Source organism: Olleya sp. ITB9, assembly GCF_001315805.1.
GTDB classification, from domain to species: Bacteria; Bacteroidota; Bacteroidia; order Flavobacteriales; family Flavobacteriaceae; genus Olleya; species Olleya sediminilitoris.
In genome coordinates this window covers 1-17,216 of sequence record NZ_BCBW01000052.1, presented here as the reverse complement: position 1 = coordinate 17,216, position 17,216 = coordinate 1, and the positions used below count along the sequence as shown (strand labels likewise).

Sequence of the window (17,216 nt, the reverse complement as noted above, 5' to 3'; positions counted from 1 at the left end):
TTTTTTATTCTATTATAACATTATAGATAAGCTTAATATTAATTGCTCTGGTCTTGTATCTAATCTGTTAGGGTTTACTGTTGATATGTTATTGTTAATTAAAACCGCTTCATTATCATTAAAACCTCTTTCATATCTTAAATCTATTCCAATTTTATCTAAGCTAAAACCAATACCAAAATTTAATCCTACAGAAAAATCATTTTCAATAGTATTTATAGTGGCATTTTCAAAGTCACTATCTATTATATATTGTAAAGAAGGACCAGCAAAAACATTAATTGGCCCTAATACTTTAAAACCAACTAATAAAGGTGCATCTAGTTTTTTTAATTCAAATGCTCCAGCATCATAGTCACTTTTTGTTGCAGTGTAAATTAATTCTGGTCTAAAATATAGTTTTGCACCTATTTTACCAAATACACCTATATGATAGCCTATGTTTCTATCTGGAGTCTGATAATTATTATTTATTGACTCGAAGTAATCGCCATTTCCATTGTAGTTTAAGCCTCCTTTTATACCAAAACCACTTTCTGTTTGAGCTAAAATAAATGTTGAAAATAATAGCGTTGCAATTGATGTTAAAATCAATTTTTTACTCACAATTATTCTGTTTAGAGTAAAGTATTCGTGAAATTCTTTTAAAATTTTCATAATTGTTGTTTTTTGATGAACACATACTATAACGAAAATTATGCCAAATTGTTTTAATTTTTTTGTTTAACAGTGTATTATGTAAATAAAAAAAGCGTTTAAAACAAAAATGTTTAAACGCTTTAAATCTGTTGATTATAGTTTTGTTACTTTCGTTTTATAACTTTTTCACAAGCAGTAACAATTGCATCTGCATTTAAACCATATTTTTCCATCAATTGTGCTGGTGTACCTGATTCTCCAAAAGTATCATTTGTAGCAATAAACTCTTGAGGTGTTGGTTGGTGCTGAGATAAGACTCTAGCAATACTTTCTCCTAAACCACCTAATTTATTATGTTCTTCAGCAGTAACAATACATTTAGTCTTTTTAACAGATTCAATGATAGCATTAGCATCTAAAGGTTTAATAGTATGTATGTTGATTACTTCGGCAGATATGCCTTTTTCATTTAAAACCTTAACAGCTTCTAAAGCTTCCCATACTAAATGACCAGTTGCTACAATAGTAACATCGCTACCATCTTGTAAATGTAAAGCTTTACCAATTTCAAAAGTTTGATTGTCTGGTGTGAAATTAGCAACTTTTGGACGTCCAAAACGTAAGTATACAGGACCTTCATGTTTAGCAATAGCAATTGTAGCAGCTTTAGTTTGATTGTAATCACATGGGTTAATTACTGTCATACCTGGTAACATTTTCATTAAGCCAATGTCTTCTAGTATTTGGTGTGTAGCACCATCTTCACCTAAAGTTAAACCTGCGTGAGAAGCACAGATTTTTACGTTTTTATCAGAATAAGCAATACTTTGTCTTATTTGGTCATAAACACGACCTGTTGAGAAGTTAGCAAAAGTACCAGTAAAGGGTATTTTACCTCCAATTGTTAATCCTGCAGCAATACCCATCATGTTAGCTTCAGCAATTCCTATTTGAAAAAAGCGTTCTGGATTTTCTTCTATGAATTGGTTCATTTTTAATGATCCAATTAAATCTGCGCAAAGTGCAACAACATTAGGATTTGTTCTACCTAATTCTGTTAAGCCATCACCAAAACCTGATCTTGTATCTTTACTTCCTGTGTTTGTATATGTTTTCATTTTCTCTAAATTCTAGTGTATTAATAGTCTCCTAAAGTTTCAGGGTTTTGTTCTAATCCAATAGCAAGCTGCTCGTCATTTGGAGCTTTACCATGCCAAGCGTGAGTATGCATCATAAAGTCAATACCATTACCCATTATTGTTTTTAGTAATACACAAACTGGTTTACCTTTTCCTGTTAAGCTTTTAGCTTCAGCCATACCTTTTAATATAGCCTCAATATTGTTTCCGTCTTCAATTTCTACAACAGTCCAACCAAATGCTTCAAATTTAGCTTTAAAGCTTCCCATTGGTAAAACAGTATCTGTAGATCCATCAATTTGTTGACCATTAAGATCTATAGTAGCAATAATATTATCTACTTTTTTACCAGAAGCATACATTATAGCTTCCCAGTTTTGACCTTCTTGCATTTCACCATCACCATGTAAGCTATACACTAAATGATTATCACCATTTAATTTTTTTGCTTGTGCAGCACCTAAAGCAACACTTAGTCCTTGACCTAAAGATCCGGAAGCAATTCTTACACCAGGTAAATCTTCATGGGTTGTTGGATGACCTTGTAGTCTACTGTTAATTAGTCTAAAAGTATTTAACTCTTCCACTGGAAAATATCCAGATCTTGCTAATACACTATAATAGACAGGAGAGATGTGACCATTGGATAGGAAAAAAAGGTCTTCATTAATACCATCCATTTCAAATCCTTCTTTTCTGTCCATTATATCTTTGTATAATGCTACAAAAAATTCGGCACAACCTAATGAGCCTCCTGGATGACCAGAATTTACTTTGTGCACCATACGTATAATGTCTCTACGTACTTGTGTTGTTAAATCTTCTAATTGTTGTATGCTTGCCATGACTTATGGGTTAATTATTTTTGTCAAAATTAGTTTTTTAATATTCCCTTACAAAAGTAGAGGTATTACAGTTATTAACGAAATGTACTGATTTCTTAACAATTGAATCTATTTAAGTTAACTATTAACAATATTTTTAAATTTAGCAACTATTTAATATCCTTTGAGTTTTTCTTATTTATATTTGCTAGCTGAAGATTTAACAGATACAATGACTTTCGATTTAAAAGCAAAAGACACACAAAGTAATGCAAGAGCAGGAGTAATGACAACAGATCATGGCGAGATAGAAACGCCTATTTTTATGCCTGTTGGAACTGTTGGATCTGTAAAGGGTGTGCACCAAAGAGAACTTAAAAATGATATTAATCCTGATATTATATTAGGTAATACTTATCATTTATATTTAAAACCTCAGATTGATATTTTAGAAAAAGCTGGTGGGTTGCATAAATTTATGAACTGGGATCGTAATATACTTACTGATTCTGGTGGTTATCAAGTATACTCTTTATCAGGTAATAATAAAATTAAAGAAGAAGGTGTTAAGTTTAAATCTCATATTGACGGAAGTTATCACACTTTTACGCCAGAAAATGTTATGGAAATCCAACGTAGTATTGGAGCGGATATCATTATGGCTTTTGATGAGTGTACACCTTACCCATGCGACTATAATTATGCAAGACGATCAATGCATATGACACATCGTTGGTTGGAGCGTTGCTTAACACATCTAGATAAAACACCTTTGAAATATGATTATTCTCAGTCATTTTTTCCAATAGTACAGGGTAGTACTTACAAAGATTTACGTAAACAATCAGCTGAATATATAGCAGGTGTTGGAGCAGAAGGTAATGCAATTGGAGGTCTATCTGTAGGAGAACCTGCTGAAGAAATGTACGCTATGACAGAAGTCGTAACAGATATACTACCTTGGGATAAACCTCGTTATTTAATGGGAGTAGGTACACCAATAAATATTTTAGAAAATATTGCATTGGGTGTAGATATGTTTGATTGTGTAATGCCAACCCGAAATGCAAGAAATGGTATGCTTTTTACAGCTTATGGCTCTATAAATATTAAAAACTTGAAATGGAGAGATGATTTTTCTCCAATTGATGAAATGGGTATAACGTTTGTTGACACAGAATATAGTAAAGCTTATTTAAGACATTTATTTAATGTAAATGAATTATTGGCTAAACAAATTGCTACCATACACAATTTAGGTTTTTACCTTTGGCTAACAAGAGAAGCAAGAAAACATATTATTGCAGGAGATTTTAAGGTATGGAAAGATAAAATGGTTAAACAAATGAATAATCGTCTGTAGGTGAAAATTTTAGACTGGTATATATTAAAACGCTATTTAATGACTTTTGCGGTCATGTTATTGCTATTTATTCCAATTGGAATAACTGTGCATTTAGCTGAAAAGATTGGAAAAATTTTAGAGAATAATGTGCCTTTAGTAGAGGTCTTGCAGTATCTACTAGATTTTACAATTTATTTTGCCCATTTATTATTTCCATTGTTTTTATTTTTATCAGTAATTTGGTTTACTTCAAAATTGGCTAATAATACAGAAATTGTTGCTTTTTTAAGTTCAGGAGTTTCATTTACACGTTTTTTAAGACCTTATTTAATTGGTGCAACTATAGTGGCTATTCTTTCCATTGTATTGGGTCTATATTTAGCACCTAATGCAAGTAAAGGTTTTAATGATTTTAAATATAAATATTTATCTGGTCGTAAAGCATCAAACAGTACAAATGTATTAAAGCAGATTAATGATAATGATATCATTTATGTGACTAGTTTTAATGCTAAAACAAAAACTGGTATAAATTTTACTTTAGAGCATTTTGAAAACGACAAAATGACTTATAAAATCAGTGCATCTAATATTAGATATATTCAAGAGGATTCAGCTTTTGTATTAAGAAACTATCTAAAAAGAAAAGTTGGTCAAAATAATGATCTTCTTGAAATTGAAAGAAAAAAGGACACTGTATTCTCCTTTGATTTAGAAGATTTAACTCCAGAAGATTATATAGCCGAAACGCTCAAGTATAACGAATTAGTGAATTTTATAGAGCGTGAAGAAAAAAGAGGCTCTAAATTTATTGGACGTTATAAATTGGCAATGTATCAAAAATGGAGTTTGCCAGTTTCTGTATTTATTTTAACTATAATTGCTGTTTCAGTGTCTTCTATAAAACGTAGAGGTGGTATGGGTGTAAATTTAGCATTTGGTATCTGTATAGCAATGATTTTTGTGTTTTTCGATAAAATTTTCGGTACACTTGCTTCGCAATCAAATTTTTCACCTTTATTAGCGGTTTGGTTTCCAAATATAATTTTCGGAATTTTGGCTCTAATATTGTTGCGTAATGCAAAACGATAAATTTAAAAATTATTTACACTTACATCTTTTAGTATTTATTGCTGGATTTACAGCTATTATAGGTAAATTAATTACTATTAATGCAGTTAGTTTAGTTTGGTACAGGATGCTTATGGCTACTATTTTAATGTTTCTCTACATTAAAATAGCCAAAATAAATATAGACATTACTAAAAAAGCTTTAATCAAACTATCCATTGCAGGTATTATTATAGCTTTACATTGGATTACTTTTTTTGGTTCTATTCAAGTATCCAATGCTTCCATTGCACTAGCCATGTTTTCTACAGGTGCTTTTTTTGCTTCATTTATAGAGCCAATCATATATAAAAGAAAGATTATTAAATATGAAATTGTTTTTGGTCTAATTGTTATTGTAGGAATTTATTTGATAGTCAGAAGTGAATTTAAATACATTGATGGAATGATTTTAGGGGTTATTTCAGCTTTTCTTTCATCTTTATTTGCAGTATTAAACGGGAAATTTCTTGAAGAACATTCAGCTACTAAAATTTCATTCTATGAATTTATAAGTGGTGTATTTTTTATTTCAATTTATATATTAGTTTTTGGCGATGGTTTTAATGCTAATCATTTTAATATTTCTGTATCAGATGCCTCCTGGTTATTTATTTTAGCATCAGTTTGTACAGCCTATGCTTTTATTGCATCAGTCTATGTTATGAGGTACATAAGTCCATACACGGTTGTTCTTACTTATAATTTAGAACCTATTTACGGAATTGTGTTAGCTCTTATTTTATTTCCAGAATCCGAAACCATGTCGTCATCGTTTTATATTGGAGCTTTCATAATATTAGGAGTTGTTTTAAGTAATGGAATACTTAAAAATTGGAAAAAAATTAAGGCTAAAAAAAGCAATTAAACCCGTTGATTATCAAATTATAACGTTAAAAAGAAGTCATTTTAATTAAAATCTTAAAATTTAAAGCAAAAAATATGTAATTTTGCTAGCTAACAAATAAACAAAACTATCATTCCCTATGGAATATTTAGAATTTGAATTACCTATAAAAGAACTAGAAGATCAACTAGAAAAGTGTCAAATTATTGGAGAAGAGAGTGATGTAGATGTGACACAGACTTGTAAGCAAATTGAAAAAAAGCTTACAGCAACTAAAAAAGAAATATATAAAAATCTTACCCCTTGGCAACGTGTACAAATGTCACGTCATCCAAATAGACCTTATACATTAGATTATATTAATGCTATTTGTGGTAACTCTTTTTTAGAGCTTCATGGAGACAGAAGTTTTAAAGATGACAAAGCTATGATTGGTGGTCTTGGTAAAATTGGAGACCAAAGCTTTATGTTTATTGGTCAACAAAAAGGATATAATACAAAAACAAGACAGTATCGTAATTTTGGTATGGCTAATCCTGAAGGTTACCGTAAGGCTTTAAGATTAATGAAGTCTGCCGAAAAATTTGGTATACCTGTAGTTACACTTTTAGATACTCCTGGAGCATATCCTGGTTTAGAAGCTGAAGAGCGTGGACAAGGTGAAGCAATTGCTAGAAATATTTTAGAAATGACTCGTTTAAAAGTGCCAATTATTACTATTGTAATAGGTGAAGGTGCTTCTGGTGGAGCTTTAGGTATTGGAGTTGGTGATAAAATAATGATGTTAGAAAATACTTGGTATTCTGTTATATCACCAGAATCATGTTCTTCAATTTTATGGAGAAGTTGGGAGTATAAAGAGCAAGCTGCTGAAGCTTTAAAGTTAACAGCAAACGATATGAAAAAAATGAAAATTGTTGACGCTATCATAAAAGAACCATTAGGAGGTGCACATAAAGATAGACCTACAACTTTCAAAACTGTATCTAAAGCAATATTGACTGCTTTTGATGAGTTTAAAAACTTATCACCAGAAGAGTTAGTTAATAATCGCATTGAAAAATATTCAGAAATGGGAGTTTTTAAAGGCTAAGCCTTATAAAACCATTTGCTAACAAAATCTGAAGTTTCGGCTTCAGGTTTTTTTTTGTGCTTATCAACAAAAAAAATGAGTTATTAACATTATAATTGTTGATGACCTGTTAAGATTGAGTAACTTTGTATTCTAATATTTCTTTACAATTTCTTTACTTTCGCTAATTCCTAAATTAGACTTATTTAAAGCTATTTTAATCTAAAAAAATATTAAACAACCATTAAGTGTTTTCTTAAAATTTTTATCAATAAATGAAGCAACCTAATCAAATAAAAGGCTACCAAGTAGACAGGAGTACCATTATAAACCTTGAAAAAGGTAAGATTCCGCCTCAAGCTTTAGATTTAGAAGAAGTAGTACTTGGTGCTATGATGATTGATAAAAAAGGGGTAGATGAAGTTATCGATATTTTAAGTGCTGATGCTTTTTATAAAGAAGCACACAAACTTATTTTTGAAGCCATTTTTATGTTGTTTCAAGAAAGTCAACCTATTGACTTATTAACAGTTTCAACCCAATTAAAGACAAACGCAACATTAGATCAAGCTGGAGGAGATTTTTACTTAATATCATTAACCCAAAAAGTATCCTCTTCTGCTCACATCGAGTTTCATGCTCGTATTATTCTTCAAAAGTTTATTCAAAGAAGTTTAATTAAAATTTCTTCTGAAATTATTGAAGAAGCTTATGATGAAACTCAAGATGTTTTTGATTTACTTGATAAAGCAGAATCTAGATTGTATGAAGTTACACAAGGTAACATTAAAAAATCTAGTGAAACTGCTCAGGATCTTGTAATTCAGGCCAAGAAAAAGATTGAAGAGATTTCTAAAAAAGAGGGTATGAGTGGTGTACCTTCTGGATTTAATAAATTAGATAAGTTAACTTCAGGATGGCAAGACAGTGATTTAATTATTATTGCAGCACGTCCAGGTATGGGTAAAACAGCTTTTACCTTAACTATGGCTAGAAATGTAGCTGTAAATTCTAATATGCCAGTTGCTTTTTTCTCATTAGAGATGGCATCTGTACAATTAATTACACGTTTAATATCCAGTGAAACTGGTTTGTCTTCAGAAAAGTTAAGGACAGGTAAACTAGAAAAACACGAATGGGAACAGTTAAACGTTAAGGTTAAAGCTCTAGAAAAAGCACCTTTATTTATTGATGATACACCATCTTTATCTATTTTCGATTTACGTGCAAAAGCTAGACGTCTGGCTTCTCAACATGGTATTAGAATGATTATGATTGATTACCTTCAACTTATGACAGCTGCTGGTAATGGTGGAAACAGAGAGCAAGAAATTTCTACAATTTCTCGTAACCTTAAAGCATTAGCAAAAGAATTAAGTGTTCCAGTAATTGCATTATCGCAATTATCTCGTGCTGTAGAAACACGTGGTGGAAGTAAAAGACCTTTATTATCCGATTTACGTGAATCTGGTGCGATTGAGCAGGATGCAGATATTGTAAGTTTCATTTACAGACCCGAATATTATAAAATTGACGAATGGGATGATGATGAACATTCTCCAACCGAAGGCCAAGGTGAATTTATTGTAGCAAAACACCGTAATGGTGGTTTAGAAAACATTAGACTTAAGTTTATAGGGCATTTAGGTAAGTTTGATAACCTGGATGATTTTGATACACCCTTTGGTCAAGAGTTTCATAGTAAAATGAATGAAGCAGCAAATGATAATACATTTGCACCAGATAATTTCCCATCTGCAAGTGATGCTTTCGGAGCACCAGAGCCTGATGATAATGATGTACCCTTTTAATACAAATTAACTACTACTTTGATGGATAAAATCAAAACAACTAATTATTTACTTTTAATAATTGTAATACCAATTATATTCTATTTACTAAAAGTATTATCTTTTATATTCGTACCATTAGTATTCTCAATGTTTATTGCATTGCTATTTTTACCTTTTATGCGTTTTTTACGTAAACGTAAATTACCAAAATCTGTAAGCGTCGTAATCGTTTTATTGGTAATAGCGTTGGGTGTTAAAGTAGGTGTTGAGCTTGTTAAGTTGTCAAGTAGAGAGATTTTAACTTCAGACTCTCAGTTTTTTGTAAAAGCAGAAGACAAAATAAACACATTAGTAGATAATATAGAAGGCTTTTTTGGTGTTCAAAAGGTAGAAGGTAGTAAATCTTTAACAAGGTTAGTTAATAAAGACGCATTGTTAGACAACTTGTCACCAACATTAAGTTTTGTAAGTAAATTTTTAACAGCCTTATTAATGACAACCTTTTTTGTTGTCCTTTGGTTAGCTGAGTCCATAAATGTGGAACAACTTATTAACCGAACAATATTAAGAAAAAAACATACTTCTATAAAAACATTTATGAAAATTGAAAAAGACTTGATTAAGTTTATTAAAGTTAAATTTTTAGTTAGTTTTTTAACAGGAGTCTTTACAGGTGTTGCTTGTTACTTTTTTGATGTAAGCTTCCCAATATTTTGGGGTTTATTTGCTTTTTTAATCAATTTTGTACAAATGGTAGGATCATTTATAACGGTTATATTGCTTTCAATTTTCGCATTTGTTGAGCTTGAAACTTCAAGTAAATTATTGTTTTTTGTACTATCTATTACAGCTACACAAGTATTGTATGGTAGTATTTTAGAGCCGATTTTTATGGGTAAATCCTTTTCAATTAATGTAATTGCTGTTTTGGTAATGCTTATGTTTTGGGGTTTTATTTGGGGTATTCCAGGTTTAATTATGGCTATTCCTATTACAGTGTTTTTAAAAATTATTTTAGAGCAATTTCCTAGAACAAAAATTATTTCGGATTTACTATCGGGTTCACCAAGTTAATTTAATATTAATCCCTTTTAATAAGTGACATTTTTAAGTATCTTTCATACTTATTAAATCACTTTTTAAATGAAAAAATTAGCAGTATTTATAATCCTGTTTCTATTTGTAAATCAATTATTTGCATCTTACATCCTAATTCCTATGGATGCAGAGACGCAAAAAAATCATTTAAAAGCTTACGGAATAACCTATTGGACGTTAAATAAAAATGTTAAAGTTAAATGGTTACTCAATTATAGAGGTGGTTCTTTTTTAGTTCCAGATAGTCCAGAAATACAACGCGAATGTCAAATTAGAGGTGTAAGCTTTGAAGTTATTTCAGACACTAAAACACAACAAATTCTTCAAGAAATTGCTAGCCCAAGTAAAAACATGGAAGCTGTAGTTTTAGAAAAAGCACCTAAAATAGCTGTCTATACACCAAAAGGTAAATTACCTTGGGATGACGCAGTAACAATGGTATTAAGCTATGCCGAAATCCCTTACGAAACAATCTATGATGAAGAAGTTTTAAAAGATGAACTTTTATTATACGATTGGTTACACTTACATCACGAAGATTTTACAGGACAATACGGTAAATTTTATGGTCGTTATCGACAGGCAGCATGGTACATTCAAGAAAAACAAGATGCTGAAGCTTTAGCAACAAAATTAGGTTACAGTAAAGTTTCTGAAGAAAAACGAGACGTATCATTAAAAATTAGAGACTATGTCGTTGGTGGCGGATTTATGTTTGCCATGTGTAGTGCGACCGAGAGTTTTGATATCGCACTTTCAGCTCAATTATTAGACATTTGCGAACCCATGTTTGATGGTGACGGAAGCGATAATAATTACCAATCAAAAATAGATTTTTCTCAAACCTTTGCTTTTAAAGATTACACTTTAGAGCGCAGTCCAGTAGTTTATGAGTTTTCTAGTATAGACATGACCATGAAACGCAAAATTCCAAAAGAAACTGATTATTTTTCACTTATGGATTTCTCTGCAAAATGGGATCCTATTCCAACCATGTTATGTCAAAACCATACTGCTTTGGTAAAAGGTTTTATGGGACAAACGACCTCTTTTACAAGAGAACAAATAAAATCAAATGTTTTGGTTATGGGTGAAAATAAAACCAATGGAGAAGCTAAATATATACATGGAATTAAAGGAAAAGGTTTCTTTACTTTTTACGGAGGACACGATCCAGAAGATTATACGCACCAAGTCGGAGATCCAAAAACCGAACTTGAATTACATCCAACATCACCAGGTTACAGGTTAATCTTAAACAATGTTTTATTTCCAGCAGCTAAAAAGAAAAAGCAGAAAACTTAATTTTTGGGTGTTACCACAAGGGTCAGGCTCTCAAGGCTCGCTCTCTGCGAGTAGCTCAAACAAACCTTTCCATCCTTAACGCAAAATACGCCAACGTTTAGTTTTAAATAAAAAGTAATAATACCTTAAACTTATAGTTAATGTCCACAAAAGACCAAATTCTTAAAAAAATAGAAATACTAATAACCAATCACTTTGAGTCACCAAAAAACGCATTCGATTTTTTTGATGAAAATGGTGATAAAAAATTATCAAAATCAGAAATTAAAAACCTTTTACAAGAAGCAGAAATTAGTGGCTTTATTAGAGGTATAGTCGCTTCAAAATTAATAGAAGGTTATGATGTAGATGGTGATCAATTAATAAGTTGGTCAGAATTTAAAACAGCAATTGACGAAATAGCACTTTAAAAATTATCCCTTGAAACAAGCAATAATAGAATTCTTTAAATTACAAATAGTAACTATAATCTTTTGGATATTATCATTCTGTCTATTCATTACCATTCGTTATTTCGAAGTAGGAACAGAAGGAGGGAAGGCATTTGTAAGTAATTATGACGAGGTTATACCAATAACAGAATGGTTGCATTTTAGTGTTTTAGTCGGAGCACTAGTTGGTTTTTTTTATGGAATAATTGAGTTTATATCTGATAAGTTATTGATTTATAAATTTTCAACAGGCTTATTAATATTAATTAAATCAATAGTATATTTAGTTTTATTATTACTTTCAACAAGTTTTATAGTAGGCTTGATAGAAGTTCAAATTGACAGAAACCTTCCAAGTGAACCAGGTTGGTGGATACAAAATAAAGTATTTTGGCTTGTTGTCTTGTATTTTAATATTTGTTCATTAATATTTTCATTTTTAAAAATTGCAAAAGAAAATTTTGGACATGGTGTTTTAATTAATCAATTAATTGGTAAATATAAAAAACCAAGAGAAGAACGTCGTATTTTCATGTTTCTAGATTTGCAAGCTTCTACAACCATAGCCGAACAATTAGGACATTATAAATACAGTCAATTAATTCAACAATGTTTTTACGATTTAAACACTGTAATAAACAAATTTGATGCTAATATTTATCAATATGTTGGTGATGAAGCTGTTCTTAGTTGGACATTTGATAAAGGGATAAAACAAAATAATTGTGTTGAATTGTTTTATAAATTTCAGAATAAGTTAGTGAAAAATCAAAAGATCTACTTAAAAAAGTTTGGATTATTGCCCAAATTTAAAGCAGGATTACATGGCGGAACACTAATAGTAACAGAAGTTGGAACTATTAAAAAAGAAATTGCTTATCATGGAGACGTCATTAATACATCTGCAAGAATACAAGGCGAATGTAATAAATACAATCAAAACCTTTTAGTTTCAGAGTATTTATTACGACAATTAAATTTAACAAACTATAAGATCGAATCTATAGGAAACATAGCATTAAGAGGAAAAGAGGAGGAGCTCAACCTATTTTCAATTAATACATAGGTTATGTTAAACTTTCAATTAGTTGTTTAATTATAATTTCTACACCATTATCGTTATTACTTTTTGTCAAATAGTTAGCAACCGCCTTTACATTTGGATGAGCATTTTCCATAGCATAGCTAAAATGTCCTAGTTTTAACATTTCTAAATCATTGTTGTAATCCCCAAAAACCATCGTTTGATCTGGTGTAATATTATATAGTTTTTGAATATGGTTAATAACATAACCCTTATTAGCTATATTTTCAGAAATGTCTACCCAATGGTTAGCAGAAACCTTTACCTTAAAATCAGCTTCAAGATGCTTAACTTTAGGATAAATAAATTTCTCACTACTTTTTTCGTGAAATAAAGCAATCTTATACACATCTTCTTTAATTTGACTAACATCATCAATAAACTGATAGTTTGTATAATATTCACTTAATAAATCTATCAATTTATCAGATTTACTTATAACGTATGCCTTGTTTTGTGTACAAAATACAGGATGAGCTTCAGGAATACTTTCAACTATATTAGCAATAGTTATTAAGTTTTTTGACTCTAGTGTATTAGATATAAATAAGTCATCTTGTTTTATAGCTAAACCACCATTTTCAGAAACAATTATAATATCGTCTTTTATGGCGCCAAGTTTTTCAACCATACTATAATATGGTCGTCCACTAGCAGCTACAAATAATATATTGTTTGCTTTCAAAATTTTAAATAGTTCAAAAAACTCTTTACTAACTTCGTGATTAGAATTTAATAAAGTACCATCTAGGTCTGAAACAATTAATTTAACTTGGTTTAATTTCATAAATTTTTATATAATACTGTAAAACTAAATTTATTGTTTGATTTATAGTAATTTTAATAGTTAAGTTATATTTAAAAGCATAAAAAAATCCGATTCAATTAAGAATCGGATTTTCTATGTTATAAGCGAAGTATTGTTATACAAATGGCAAAATGCCTTTTATTTTACTTTATTCACAATTGCTTCAAAAGCATCTGGGTTGTTCATTGCTAAATCAGCTAAAACCTTACGGTTTAATTCGATATTATTAGCTTTTACTTTTCCCATAAATTGTGAGTATGACATTCCATGTAATCTAGCTCCTGCGTTAATACGCGTGATCCATAATGCACGGAAAGTTCTCTTTTTATTTCTACGGTCTCTATACGAATATTGCATCGCTTTATCAACCGCATTTTTTGCTACTGTCCAAACGTTTTTACGACGTCCAAAGTAACCTTTTGCTTGTTTAAGCACCTTTTTTCTTCTGGCTCTTTTGGCAACAGAATTTACTGATCTAGGCATAATTTAAATTGTTTTTTTGTAGTAGGCGGTTAAAATAATTAACACTTTTTGTAAATCTTAGTTTGCCTAACTCCAGGGTTTATAAATAATTTGTAACCAATTAAGGTAATGTTACTTTAAACGCATCATTACTTTAATATTGTTCTCATCCGCTTTGTGTACTAATGCACTATGCGTTAGAGCAAGCTTACGTTTTTTAGACTTCTTTGTTAAGATGTGACTCTTAAACGCGTGCTTTCTTTTAATCTTACCAGTACCAGTTAGCTTGAAACGCTTCTTAGCACTAGATTTAGTTTTCATTTTAGGCATTTTGTTTCCTAGTTTTATTATTTCGCTTATAATATTTTAATACTGATCTTTTCAGTATCTATTTACTTTTTAGGAGCAATAAACATTGTCATACGTTTTCCTTCAAGTCTTGGCATTTGTTCTACTTTTCCAAATTCTTCCAAATCTTGAGCTAAACGTAATAATAATATTTGTCCTTGCTCTTTAAACACTATTGATCTTCCCTTAAAGAAAACAAAGGCTTTTAACTTTGCACCTTCTTTTAAGAATTTTTCGGCGTGTTTCTTTTTAAACTCGTAATCATGGTCGTCTGTTTGTGGACCAAATCGAATTTCTTTGATAACAACTTTTGTAGCCTTAGATTTTAATGCTTTTTCCCGCTTCTTTTGTTCGTAAAGAAACTTCTTGTAATCCATTATTTTACATACTGGAGGATCGGCTTTAGGCGAAATCTCTACCAAATCAAGTTCTTGCTCTCTGGCAAATTCTCTTGCTTGTTTTGCGGTATAAATTCCTACTTCAACATTATCTCCAACTAGACGCACTTTTTCTGCTCTAATCTTCCCATTAATGTTGTGTTGATCTTCCTTAATGATTCTTGCTGGACCTCTTGATCTTTTTCTACGTATTGCTATGACTTTTATATTTTAGTTAAACTTTATTTTAAAATTGTTTTTTCGTCTTATTTATTTCTGTTTTGACAATTTCTGCAAATTCATCTACACTAATCGTGCCTAAATCTTCTCCACCATGTTGTCTTACAGATATTTTGTTTTCTGCCTCTTCTTGCTCACCTATAATAATCATATAGGGTGTTTTGCTCATTTCTGCTTCTCTTATCTTCTTACCAATAGTTTCACTACGGTTGTCTACAAGTGCGCGAATTTCGTGATTTTCTAGCAAAGTTAAAACTTTTTCTCCGTATTTCTCGTATTTCTCGCTAAGAGTTAACACAGAAACTTGATTTGGCATTAACCAAAGCGGAAAATTACCACCTGTATGTTCAAGTAAAATGGCTATAAAACGTTCAAGACTTCCAAAAGGAGCACGATGTATCATTACTGGTCTGTGTGATTCATTATCACTTCCTTTATAAGTAAGGTCAAAACGTTCTGGTAAGTTATAATCCACCTGAATAGTTCCTAATTGCCATTGTCTACCCAAAGCATCTTTTACCATAAAATCTAACTTAGGACCATAAAAAGCAGCTTCACCAGTTTCTATAACATAATTTAAATTTTTGTCTTTAGCAGCATTTATTATGGCTTGTTCTGCTTTTTCCCAGTTCTCTACACTTCCTATATATTTCTCTGGCTTTTCTGGATCGCGTAAAGAGACTTGAGCAGTAAAGTTTTCAAAACCTAAAGATCCAAACACATATAATACTAAATCAATAACATTTTTAAACTCAGTATCTAGTTGGTCTGGTGTGCAAAATATGTGTGCATCATCCTGAGTAAAACCTCTAACTCTTGTTAAACCATGTAATTCTCCACTTTGTTCATATCTATATACAGTACCAAACTCTGCAAAACGTTTTGGTAAATCTTTATAAGACCATTGTGCACTATTATAAATTTCACAGTGATGCGGACAATTCATTGGTTTTAATAAAAACTCTTCGCCTTCTTTAGGTGTTGTAATAGGCTGGAAGCTATCTTCACCATATTTTGCATAGTGACCAGAAGTTTCGTATAGTTCCTTTTGTCCAATATGTGGTGTAACAACCATTTCATATCCTGCTTTTTTCTGCGCCTCTTTTAAAAAGTTTTCTAGACGCTCTCTTAAAGCAGCTCCTTTAGGTAACCATAAAGGTAAACCTTGACCAACTCTTTGAGAAAAAGTAAAAAGTTCAAGTTCTTTTCCTAGTTTTCTATGATCACGTTTTTTAGCTTCCTCTAATAACGCAAGATATTCTGTTAGTTCTTTTTGTTTAGGGAACGATGTACCATAAACCCTAGTTAATTGTGGCTTATTTTCATCACCTCTCCAGTAAGCTCCTGCAACAGATAAAATCTTAACAGCTTTAATAATTCCAGTATTTGGTATGTGTCCACCACGACATAAATCTGTAAACGTTGAGTGGTCACAAAACGTTATAGTACCATCCTCAAGGTTTTCAATTAATTCAGTTTTATACTCATTGTCCTTATATAATGATAAAGCATCAGCTTTAGTTACAGATCGCATAGCAAACTCATGTTTACCTCTAGCAATCTCTAACATTTTATTTTCAATAGTTTTAAAATCTTTATCACTTATAGATTCATCACCAAAATCAACATCGTAATAAAAACCATTATCAATAGCAGGACCAATAGTTAATTTACTTTTTGGGTATAACTCTTCAATAGCTTGAGCTAATACGTGAGCAGAACTATGCCAAAAAGCTTTTTTCCCTTCGTCGTTTTTCCAAGAATAAAGTACAAGAGATCCATCAGTGGTTAATTTGGTCGAGGTTTCAACCGTTAAACCATTAAAACTTGCCGAAATAATATTTCTAGCCAATCCCTCACTAATACTCTTAGCGACATCCATTGGAGTGCTACCTTGTTCAAAGGATTTTACACTACCATCGGGTAAAGTTATTTTTATCATCAATATCTAAATTAAGACACAAATATAATATGATATTAATAGACTAGCAATACTACATATAAGTATTACACAATAAATTTTAATATTTAAACCAATAATTGCGTTCCCCAAGGGTCGGGCTATCACTACTCGCTTTTTTTATTAAAGTAAACGGCAACATTAAAGGTCTTATATTTCATACTAAAAGTATAATCCTATATAATAAAGACCAGAATACAAAAAAAGAGCTCAAACAGACCGTTCTATCCCTAACGCGTTGACAATCAGAAAACATAATATTAAAGTAGCCAAACGCTGACATATCATCCAAGGATAATATTAAAAAAACACAATAAAATTCAAGGATATAACC

Annotated in this window: 17 protein-coding genes; 9 read left to right on the top strand and 8 right to left on the bottom strand. The window is 30.8% G+C overall.

The window, feature by feature from the left end:
- Positions 1–12: 12 nt before the first annotated feature.
- The 3 genes from ITB9_RS14195 to ITB9_RS14185 all read right to left on the bottom strand — a co-directional run bounded on the left by ITB9_RS14195 (position 13) and on the right by ITB9_RS14185 (position 2,623).
- Positions 13–657: an outer membrane beta-barrel protein gene (locus ITB9_RS14195; protein ID WP_082396262.1), complete on the bottom strand. Its 645-nt coding sequence runs from the start codon at positions 655–657 to the stop codon at positions 13–15.
- Between the two features lie 146 nt (positions 658–803).
- Positions 804–1,757: a transketolase family protein gene (locus ITB9_RS14190; protein ID WP_054852749.1), complete on the bottom strand. Its 954-nt coding sequence runs from the start codon at positions 1,755–1,757 to the stop codon at positions 804–806.
- A gap of 20 nt (positions 1,758–1,777) precedes the next feature.
- Positions 1,778–2,623: a transketolase gene (locus ITB9_RS14185; protein WP_028289885.1), complete on the bottom strand. Its 846-nt coding sequence runs from the start codon at positions 2,621–2,623 to the stop codon at positions 1,778–1,780.
- Between the two features lie 211 nt (positions 2,624–2,834).
- On the opposite strand from ITB9_RS14185, the gene tgt reads away from it, so the two are divergent.
- From tgt to ITB9_RS14140, 9 genes are all read left to right on the top strand, one after another.
- Positions 2,835–3,965, top strand: a complete 1,131-nt coding sequence (gene tgt, locus ITB9_RS14180) for a tRNA guanosine(34) transglycosylase Tgt (protein ID WP_028289884.1) — start codon at positions 2,835–2,837, stop codon at positions 3,963–3,965.
- On the top strand, positions 3,966–5,039 hold the full coding sequence (locus ITB9_RS14175; RefSeq protein WP_082396259.1) for an LptF/LptG family permease: 1,074 nt from the start codon (positions 3,966–3,968) through the stop codon (positions 5,037–5,039).
- Positions 5,026–5,925 (top strand): DMT family transporter, encoded by a 900-nt coding sequence (locus tag ITB9_RS14170; RefSeq protein WP_054852747.1) that lies wholly within the window; start codon positions 5,026–5,028, stop codon positions 5,923–5,925. Before ITB9_RS14175 ends, ITB9_RS14170 begins: the two co-directional genes overlap by 14 nt.
- A gap of 118 nt (positions 5,926–6,043) precedes the next feature.
- Positions 6,044–6,997, top strand: a complete 954-nt coding sequence (locus ITB9_RS14165; RefSeq protein ID WP_028289881.1) for an acetyl-CoA carboxylase carboxyltransferase subunit alpha — start codon at positions 6,044–6,046, stop codon at positions 6,995–6,997.
- A gap of 254 nt (positions 6,998–7,251) precedes the next feature.
- On the top strand, positions 7,252–8,787 hold the full coding sequence (dnaB, locus tag ITB9_RS14160) for a replicative DNA helicase (protein ID WP_028289880.1): 1,536 nt from the start codon (positions 7,252–7,254) through the stop codon (positions 8,785–8,787).
- Between the two features lie 21 nt (positions 8,788–8,808).
- Entirely contained in the window at positions 8,809–9,843 is a 1,035-nt protein-coding gene (locus ITB9_RS14155) for an AI-2E family transporter (RefSeq protein WP_054852746.1), read from the top strand.
- 144 nt (positions 9,844–9,987) lie between these two features.
- On the top strand, positions 9,988–11,172 hold the full coding sequence (locus ITB9_RS14150; RefSeq protein ID WP_054852745.1) for a hypothetical protein: 1,185 nt from the start codon (positions 9,988–9,990) through the stop codon (positions 11,170–11,172).
- 140 nt (positions 11,173–11,312) lie between these two features.
- Positions 11,313–11,582 carry an EF-hand domain-containing protein gene (locus ITB9_RS14145; RefSeq protein WP_054852744.1) on the top strand — a complete coding sequence of 90 codons (270 nt, stop codon included), beginning with the start codon at positions 11,313–11,315 and terminating at the stop codon, positions 11,580–11,582.
- A 10-nt stretch (positions 11,583–11,592) separates the two neighbouring features.
- Positions 11,593–12,669: an adenylate/guanylate cyclase domain-containing protein gene (locus ITB9_RS14140; protein ID WP_054852743.1), complete on the top strand. Its 1,077-nt coding sequence runs from the start codon at positions 11,593–11,595 to the stop codon at positions 12,667–12,669.
- Position 12,670: 1 nt separating this feature from the next.
- On the opposite strand, the gene ITB9_RS14135 is transcribed toward ITB9_RS14140, so the two are convergent.
- From ITB9_RS14135 to thrS, 5 genes are all read right to left on the bottom strand, one after another.
- Positions 12,671–13,474, bottom strand: coding sequence for a Cof-type HAD-IIB family hydrolase (locus ITB9_RS14135; protein ID WP_054852742.1), 804 nt, complete (start codon positions 13,472–13,474; stop codon positions 12,671–12,673).
- 159 nt (positions 13,475–13,633) lie between these two features.
- Positions 13,634–13,978, bottom strand: a complete 345-nt coding sequence (gene rplT, locus ITB9_RS14130) for a 50S ribosomal protein L20 (RefSeq protein WP_028289874.1) — start codon at positions 13,976–13,978, stop codon at positions 13,634–13,636.
- Between the two features lie 111 nt (positions 13,979–14,089).
- Positions 14,090–14,287, bottom strand: coding sequence for a 50S ribosomal protein L35 (gene rpmI / locus ITB9_RS14125; RefSeq protein ID WP_028289873.1), 198 nt, complete (start codon positions 14,285–14,287; stop codon positions 14,090–14,092).
- Positions 14,288–14,349: 62 nt separating this feature from the next.
- Entirely contained in the window at positions 14,350–14,859 is a 510-nt protein-coding gene (gene infC, locus ITB9_RS14120) for a translation initiation factor IF-3 (protein WP_261975673.1), read from the bottom strand.
- A gap of 70 nt (positions 14,860–14,929) precedes the next feature.
- Positions 14,930–16,864, bottom strand: coding sequence for a threonine--tRNA ligase (gene thrS / locus ITB9_RS14115; protein WP_054852741.1), 1,935 nt, complete (start codon positions 16,862–16,864; stop codon positions 14,930–14,932).
- Positions 16,865–17,216 lie beyond the last annotated feature (352 nt).